Below are 8,533 nucleotides of genomic sequence, written 5' to 3'. Positions count from 1 at the left end.
GACTTCATGATGCCATTTAACTATGAAAATGGCATCCTATTAAAGAGCGCTAAATAATCTGTGCATGAGGTAAAGCCCAATACTACAAGGGTTGTGGGTAGACATAGCTACGATCAGAAAAAACCCAGCAAACCGAGATCTAGTGCATAAAAAAATCTGCTATATATGGATGGGCAATGTTCTCTATTGTTAAATATTTCGGTTGGAAGCCGTAGCTTGCGACATAATGCTTAGGGAGAGTAATATAACCTTCACAAGCGCAAATTCTCTATTGTTAAGCATAACGTGGTGTCTGTTTCTTGAACATTTATAGTAATAAAAGTTCTCATCTATTCAATCCACTATCCATTATCTGTGTTTTCAGAAAGAAAGCAAACGAAACTGCTTGACTTGCACTACGCATTAATTAGAATGGCATAAATTGAACTGGTGGAACTAATATAGCATGATATCTATCTTTATTGACCATAAATTAGAACGCTTTACAAAAGAAATACGCTACAGCTTTGATTATATTTTCCAGGTATTGGGCTTTGGCTATCGTTTCGTTTCCGATCCTGCCGAGCTTAAACCTCAAGATATTGTCATCTTGTATAGTATTAGCGAACCAGATGAAGAACAGATTAAGTCCCTTGCCCGCCATTACATTACCATCTTTATTACATGCGATACCAAGCTCTACGAACCTTCGGGCATGAATCCGGAAAGTTTACGGCGCTTTCTCAAAGAAAAAAAACTGCTGTATCCCACGCAAATAATCAGTAGCAAAGGCTTTAATAACGTTGCCGAGAACTATATAGACAAAGAATTTTGCGGTGGCAAGATTAATTTCGACTTAGTAGGAAATGTATTTTACCATATCTCTGCAACAGAGAGAAGATATTACTCTAGGGCTCAATCTGATCAGCGCTACGAAGAAGAAGGCTGTTCTTTTTATACTCAACGCAATACTCCCACAGTAGACAGTCTGTTGTGGCTTTTAGAATCTATGATTAAAGAGCATGCATTACAAAAGAAACAAGCCTTAGCGCAAAAATGTTATTGGCCAGAAGCTCAAACAGCAGCAGTATTGCTTTCGCACACTGTGGATGATCTGCAAAAATGGAATTTGCCTTCACTGATCCTTTCTATTGCTGACGATTTCAGTATGCTAATTACCTTCAAGTTTCGCCAGCTCTTTCACACGGTGTGGGGCAAAATTCAATATCTCTTTACGAATTATGAATTGTATTGGAATTTTGATGAGTTTCAAGAATTAGAACGAGAAAACAACTGTCATTCTACCTTCTTTTTGGGTACTGATGAGTGCGAAGACCTGGATTATGGCTTGGAGGATCCCGATCTTCAAGAAGAGATTCAGAAAATTGTAGGCAGAGGCAATGATATCGGATTGCTGCTTGCCAACGATAAAATCAATCGCGATGATATGCTAAGCCGAAAACAAGTAATGCTACATCAATTGGCAAGAGACCAAGTTGGTATAAGGCAACTTGGTTATACCCAAAATGCCGAAATCCGAACTCTGCACAATAAGATTAACCCTATCTATAGCCAAAGCTCCGCCTTTAAAGATACACCCGGCTTTTATGATGGCACCACCTTCCCCTTCTATCCTTGGATTGGTGGAAAAGCAAACTATCTATTGCTGCCTACAACATATCGGGATCAGTACTTGCGAGTTAATAAGCATAAAATCTTAGCTTTGGATGATGCAAAGGCACAAATAAAGAGTTACTTTCAGCAGATTCAGCGTACTCATGGCATCTTTGCCATCGATTTCTCACTTGCAGCTTATAACGATATCCACTACTGTCATAAACTTTATGCTTATCTATTGGCATTGGTAAGATCTGCCCCAACCTGGATTTGTACTGCCAGAGATCTTAGCCTATGGTGGGAAAAACGCAGTCGTGTAACCGTAGAGGAAGGCGAGTATGAAATAGCTGTTTATTTCGATGATGATATGGATCACTTTTGTTTACAGATACATACAGATCGAAAGATTCGTGAAATTGATGGTAATAAAGGCAAAATTGATGGCAGTATGGTGCGATTTGTCAATATCAAGGCAAAATCGTTCGCTATTATTCGATTCACCCAAAAATGAACAAAAAGAAAATTCTGCATCTGCAATTACTCCCACTTCTCAGCGGTGTACAGCGTTTTTCGTTGCACGTTTTGGAAGGATTACCCGCCGATCAATATGATATCTATGTAGCAGGCAAACCGGGCGGTGAATTTGTGGCAGAAGTAAAGAAGCGGGGCTGGAACTTTCTACCCCTTAGAGCCTTTCGCCATGCCATCTCTCTGTTGGATCTTGCAGCCTTACTTGAAATCATGCTAATCATCAAGAAATACCGCTTCGATATTGTTCATACAAATTCTTCAAAGCCCGGGTTGTTGGGACGTATAGCGGCAAGTACTATGAGGGTTTCAAAGATCGTCCACACCGTACACGGAACTGCCTTTCAAGCACATCAACACCCACTATTGCAATACTTCTATATGCAGATGGAAAAGATTGGCAATGCCTTGGGAGATTTTACTGTATTTGTAAACAATTCAGATCGTACTAGATGCCTTGAGCTGGGCTTAGTATCCAGAAACAAGGCAGTTACCATATACAATGCCATGGCTTTAAAGAGCTTGCAAAAACTAAACTCATTGAATCGAAAAACCCTTCAAGACACGGTAACTATTGGTAGCACTATCCGGTTTTCCGATCAAAAAAATGTTCTAGCCTTACTTAGCGCTGCCTGCAAAGCATGTCATCAGTATAAGAACTTGCGGTTCATCATTTTGGGAGAAGGAAAGCACTATTCGCTGTGCCGTAATATTGTTGCCTCACAGCGTTTGAATGAAAAGATATTTTTGCCTGGATGGGATTCGGATATAATCCCTTGGCTGGCTAAGTTTGACGTGTTTATACTCTATTCCAGATGGGAAGCCATGCCCTATAGTATCATCGAAGCCATGCATTCTGGCTTACCAGTTATAGGATCCGCAATCGATTCTATTGGCGAATTGGTAAATGAACACAATGGCTGGTTAGTACCCCTAGATAACGAAACTGAATTACTTAATACACTGGGTAACATAGCCAAAAATCCTAAACAGATTTTGGCAAAAGGTAACTATGCCCGCCAATTTATCGCATCTTTGTGTAACTATGAGAACATGGTAATGGCATACCGTAAACTTTACGAAGGGTCTTGAAGTGATAAAAAACACTTCTTGTTTACCACTATTACAAATAAGCCTGCCAGTCTTGAGGGCTTATTGCAGAAATAAAAACTGATTGGTAAAATGAACATACAAATAATCGCAGCCTCTTGCTTTATATTCGTGGCTACTAATCTTTTAGTGCCGTGGAATATTCGCTTTGCTACCAGACATGGCATTCTTGCCCGTCCCAATGAAAGACGCATCCATAGAACCAGTATTGCAGAAGCCGGGGGACTTTCCTTTGGCTTGCCCATCATAGCCACTCAGCTATTATTTGCCTTTTTGCATCTAGGAGCAGAAATTAGTAGGCTCTATTTTGAGCTGTCGGTTATTGGAATTCTGGCACTAACATTTGGTATGATTGACGATCGTTTTGAAAGTCGAGCGCGGCATAAACTCATTTGGCAATTACTTTTGGGTATAATTATGTATGTTATCGGATATAGAATTCACTATCTAACCAATCCGCTGGGTGAGCATTTTATTTTGGGCTGGATGTCATTCCCATTAACCGTGATATGGTATGTTATCGTAATCAATGCCATTAATCTGATTGACGGTATAGATGGCTTGGCAACCGGAATTGCCGCTATAGTGTGCGTAGTATTACTGGTAGTAGGTCTGCGGGAAGCAAATACATTGGTTATTTCTCTCTCGTGTTTCCTTCTTGGAGGAATACTGGCTTTTTTAATCCACAATTTCCACCCGGCAAAGATCTTTTTGGGAGAAACAGGATCTCAATTCATTGGTCTTTATATTGCAGCTATTTCCACTGCCGGTACAGCGCAATTTAAAGGTATTACTTCGATGACCATGATAATCCCCATGGCAGCTCTTGCTATACCTTTTCTGGATGTACTTTTGGCAGTTTTCCGCAGATTGCGAGTAGGCAAAATCTTCAAAGCAGATAAAGCACACATACATCATACAATGCTGGCTTTCGGCTTATCTCAACGAGCTATTTCCCTCATCGCTTATTTTGTAACTATCTTGTTTGGATTGGTTGCAATAGGATTTTCCTTTACAGATAAGAAAGTATTGTTTTCTTTGCTTATGGTGCTTTTGGCACTGGTAGTAATACTTGCTTATATCTTCATGAAAATGGAGCGAAAAAAATGAAGAAATACATTCTTTTGGGCTGGATTCTAGTTTCTGCCCTGTTGCATTGCCAAAACTGGCAAACCGTGAATAATACAAACCACATCTTCGATATTGAAAAAACAGAAAATAGAATTTTCTTCTCTAGTTGGGGTGGAGTTGTGGAGATTGAAGGAACAGATTCTGCGGATCTGTCGAATTGGAGCGCTAAGCAAGAGCTTAGCACCGGGAATGGGCTGGTATCAAACGATATTCGCACCATTGCCTTAATAGATTTTTCTGAAAGCTTGTGGATGGGCTCCAGCAACGATGGCATCAGTATCCTAAGCACATCAGGCTTGCAAAATTTGGATGAAGATTTGGGGCTGCCCTCACTACGAGTAAACCACATCTTGGAAACTGAATCTCATGTGCTTGTTGCAACTTCTCACGGCTTGGCAGTTTTTTATTATCTAAGTGGTGTGGAATTCCCACTTATGCTCCATCAATACAATTCCTTAAATACCAGTGGGGCGCTTCCCGACAACAATATCTACGACATGATGTTAACAGACGACAAAATGCTATTTATGGCTCATGATAACGGGATAAGTTATGTACACTTGGACTCTCTGGAAGTAAATGCTGCCTGGAAATCTCTGTACGACGTGTTTCCTCTCCCCAATAGCGATAGATATATCCTCAGCTCAAACTCTGAACATCTTGCTGTTGCCGCAAATGGAAAGATATATGTTGGCAATAATGACCTGAGCAATACATCTTGGCAAACAATTAGGCCTTATGAAAGTACAACCCAATGGGACATTTCGGATATTTTGTTATCTGATGATGGCAATCTATGGGTAGCTTTCGGAAAATGGAATAATGATGTGCTACACTACACATCCCAAAGCGATACTCTTCTAGCAAAAGTACATTTACAGGATTTGCAAACTGAGTATTGGTACAAGAATTCTGATGGATTTGAATATAATCAGGTGTCTTGCATAAAGGAGTTTGATGGCAATGTATATCTGGGAACTTGGGGAAATGGGATTGCCAGATATCGGGATAATCAGTGGCAATTCTACAATCCCAACAACATTTCTTTCCCAAAAATTACCATCAGCAAGACAGACAATAACAATGCCTTATGGTTTGGCAGCGGCCTGGTTGGTGATGCAGTTTCCCCAAAAGGAACTTTGGGAGTTAGTGCGTATAAAGATGGCCATTGGTATGGTTTTGACCGCGATAATAGCCCGCTACATTCAAATAATATCTTGGCATTGGAGGTAGATGATCTTAACCGGAAATGGTTTGGAGCATGGTATACCAGCACAGCTATAAGCGGCAACCGTTATGGGCTAACCGTGTATGATGAAGTAGCAAATACATGGCAATGGATATATCGTGATGGATCACGCATGTGGGACGAAGATGCAGAAGAATGGGGAGATCCCATTCCCAATGGACCAAAACTTATTACCAGCACTATCGGAGGAATATACAAAGACTTATATGGAAATATACTGGTGCTATGTTACGATGGGGGTGTGAGCGTTTTTAACCAAGAGCTTGAAGTTATAAAAACTTTCGAACTTAAGAATGCCACATTTCAACGAGTTCTAAATGCTTATCATAATGGAAGACAGTATTTCTTTGGTACCGAATACGATAATGGTCTTTCAATTTGGAATGATGATAGTCTCCCAGAATCCGATGGAGATCACTGGCTAACAAATATCGTTCCCGATCTGCAAGGCGGAAAGATCTACGGTGTTACCAGTGTGCAGGTCCCATATAGCCCAAGCGGTTGGCAGCACTTTATAGCTGCGGGAACCGGATTGTATATGTGGAATGAATACGATTGGTACAAGTATGATGTTTACATAAAGCGTTCAAGATATAGCCAGGCAACAAATACTTGGATAAATGATACTCTGTACTATGCAGATGAAGAACGTTTGTTTGGCAGCGAAAGCACCTATCCGCTTTGCATCTATGGTGATCCCTTTGGAAGAGTATGGATTGGCAGTGAAGGTAATGGACTGTCAATGTACGATCCTATCCGAGAGCGTTTTACAAATTACTATAAAGGCAACGCACCATTAATTTCCAATCAGATTATCTCTTTGGGTTATGATCCGCTTGAAGGAAGATTGCTAATTGGCACTTCCGATGGGCTAAATACTTTTCGCATTGGTAAAACAGTAAAACCCAAAACCTCTCTTAACACCTTGAAGGCATACCCAAATCCCTTCCGCCCTGATGGTTATGCGGTTACACAAATAGTGAATTTACCCATTGACAGCATGCCTGCAGGAGATAATCAATGTCGCATCTTTAGTGCATCTGGTCAGTTAATAAAGGAACTGAAAGAAAATCCTTTTGCCCGCTTTGAATGGGATGGAAAAAATGAATTCGGGAATATTGTCTCCAGTGGCATATATTTCTTTGTGGTCACCGATGCCAACGGTGAAACTGCTCAAGGGAAAATCGCAGTAATCCACTAATATGCACCCATCGCTAATCTCTTCTGACGCACTTATGGTGCAAGATAAACTTGTACCCCCCGAACACGGGCTCATAATTTGTGATGAGAAGCTGATTCATTATTTCCCAAAGTTCTTCACCAGTTGTAATGTCCCAATCTATACAATTGAAGCTTCTGAGACGAGAAAGAACTTATCTACCGTGCACGATATATATAGATTCTTTGCCAGGCACTCACTCAAACGTACGGATGAAGTTCATATTTTTGGAGGCGGCATTGTGTGCGACATGGCTGCGTTCGCTGTTTCGACCTATAAGCGAGGTTGCGGCTTGATACTTTATCCCAGTACTTTATTGGCTATGATTGATGCATCAATTGGAGGTAAAACAGCCGTCAACTTTGAACACTACAAAAACCACATTGGCACTTTCTATCCCGCTTTTCGTATTGTGTATCATGCATCGTTCTTAGAGAGCCTAGCCAAAGATGAACTACGTCAAGGTTTTGCCGAGATGCTCAAAGCCCATATTTTATACCCCGATCTGTGTTTGCCGGATATATCTGGCAATAGCTTACCAAGCATTGAAGAAATCCTGAGTTTTGCTCTGTATAAAATCTCCATTTGCCAAAATGACCCATATGATGAAGCCGAAAGAAGAATACTGAACTTTGGGCATTCTTTTGCTCATGCATTAGAAAGTATAAGCGAGTATAGGATAAAACACGGTGACGCGGTAGCCTTGGGAATGAACATTGCCTGCGATCTCAGCCTGGAATTACAGCTTTGCAGCCAAAATGAATGGTCTGCCCTCAAAAACATCCTCGCTCTATACCCATATCCAGATGAAGTTTTAGCTTACGCACAAAATTACTCTATTGAGAGCCTTATTCCCTATCTAAAACAGGATAAGAAGAACAGGCAAGCCTTGGGGTTGATCCTTCCGGTGGGCAAAGATATCAAGGAAATTGAACTGAGTTTGGATTATTTGAAATAGCTTAGCTTTGCGCCAATGCCCACATCACCGATATACCCACCTCAATACATTCATCTTTAGGAAAGAAACTCCCAGAATGTAGCGGATAGTTGCTACCGCTACCTAGCCAAAACAGCAAACCTGGATACATACTGGTAAAAAAGCCAAAATCTTCTCCCGTCATTTCGGTTTTTGCTTCAATATAGCGATACCCGTCTCTATCACATAGATGGTGCAGTTTAGCTTCTAATTGGGCATTATTCACTACTGGATCGTAGGTTCCCAAAAAGTTGATTTCCGCTTTGGCTTTATATGCTTCGGCTACTTGCTTTGCATGCTCTTCGATAAGCCCATTTACTGTTGCCCACATAGTTTTGCTCAGGGTTCGATGGGTTCCTTCCAACGCACATTCATCAGCTATAATATTGCGAATCTTCCCGCTTTGCATTTTCCCTACATGAAAGATTATGCGCTCATCGCTGTTCAGCTTTGCTATCGCTTGTTTAATCTTTGTGTAAAAGCTTATTCCGCAATCCAGAGCATTTATCCCATGCTGAGGAAAAGCCACGTGACTTGCTTTGCCATGAAATTGCACATCAAACTCTTGAGGAATGCCAAAAAAGATTCCTGCCTTGGAACTGATGGTTCCTATCGGCAACTCACTGGCAACATGAAGTGCAAACACTTCTCGAATGGGATACTTTTGTAGGACTTGTTCAGAAATTATGCTTTGTGCTCCGCCCTTACCTTCTTCTGCCGGTTG

6 protein-coding genes are annotated in these 8,533 nt (G+C 40.9%); 5 read left to right on the top strand and 1 reads right to left on the bottom strand.

Annotation, left to right across the window (positions count from 1 at the left end; all coding sequences use genetic code 11):
* Window positions 1-445 precede the first annotated feature (445 nt).
* From LHW48_07340 to LHW48_07320, 5 genes are all read left to right on the top strand, one after another.
* Entirely contained in the window at window positions 446-2,107 is a 1,662-nt protein-coding gene (locus LHW48_07340; protein ID MCB5260268.1) for a hypothetical protein, read from the top strand.
* Complete coding sequence (locus LHW48_07335) at window positions 2,104-3,216, top strand: glycosyltransferase (GenBank protein ID MCB5260267.1); 1,113 nt, start codon at window positions 2,104-2,106, stop codon at window positions 3,214-3,216. The genes LHW48_07340 and LHW48_07335 overlap by 4 nt, the downstream gene beginning before the upstream one ends.
* Window positions 3,217-3,306: 90 nt before the next feature.
* On the top strand, window positions 3,307-4,344 hold the full coding sequence (locus LHW48_07330) for an undecaprenyl/decaprenyl-phosphate alpha-N-acetylglucosaminyl 1-phosphate transferase (protein MCB5260266.1): 1,038 nt from the start codon (window positions 3,307-3,309) through the stop codon (window positions 4,342-4,344).
* Entirely contained in the window at window positions 4,341-6,815 is a 2,475-nt protein-coding gene (locus LHW48_07325; protein MCB5260265.1) for a hypothetical protein, read from the top strand. Before LHW48_07330 ends, LHW48_07325 begins: the two co-directional genes overlap by 4 nt.
* 34 nt (window positions 6,816-6,849) lie before the next feature.
* Window positions 6,850-7,791, top strand: a complete 942-nt coding sequence (locus LHW48_07320) for a 3-dehydroquinate synthase (GenBank protein MCB5260264.1) — start codon at window positions 6,850-6,852, stop codon at window positions 7,789-7,791.
* 1 nt (window position 7,792) lies between these two features.
* Here the strand turns inward: LHW48_07320 and LHW48_07315 are convergent.
* A partial coding sequence (locus LHW48_07315; protein MCB5260263.1) for a M20/M25/M40 family metallo-hydrolase occupies window positions 7,793-8,533 on the bottom strand: 741 nt, incomplete at its 5' end.

The sequence above is a fragment of the Candidatus Cloacimonadota bacterium genome (assembly GCA_020532355.1).
Taxonomy (GTDB): Bacteria; Cloacimonadota; Cloacimonadia; order Cloacimonadales; family Cloacimonadaceae; genus UBA5456.
Note: the sequence above shows the minus strand (reverse complement) of the source record. Positions and strands in the feature narration are given on the sequence as shown.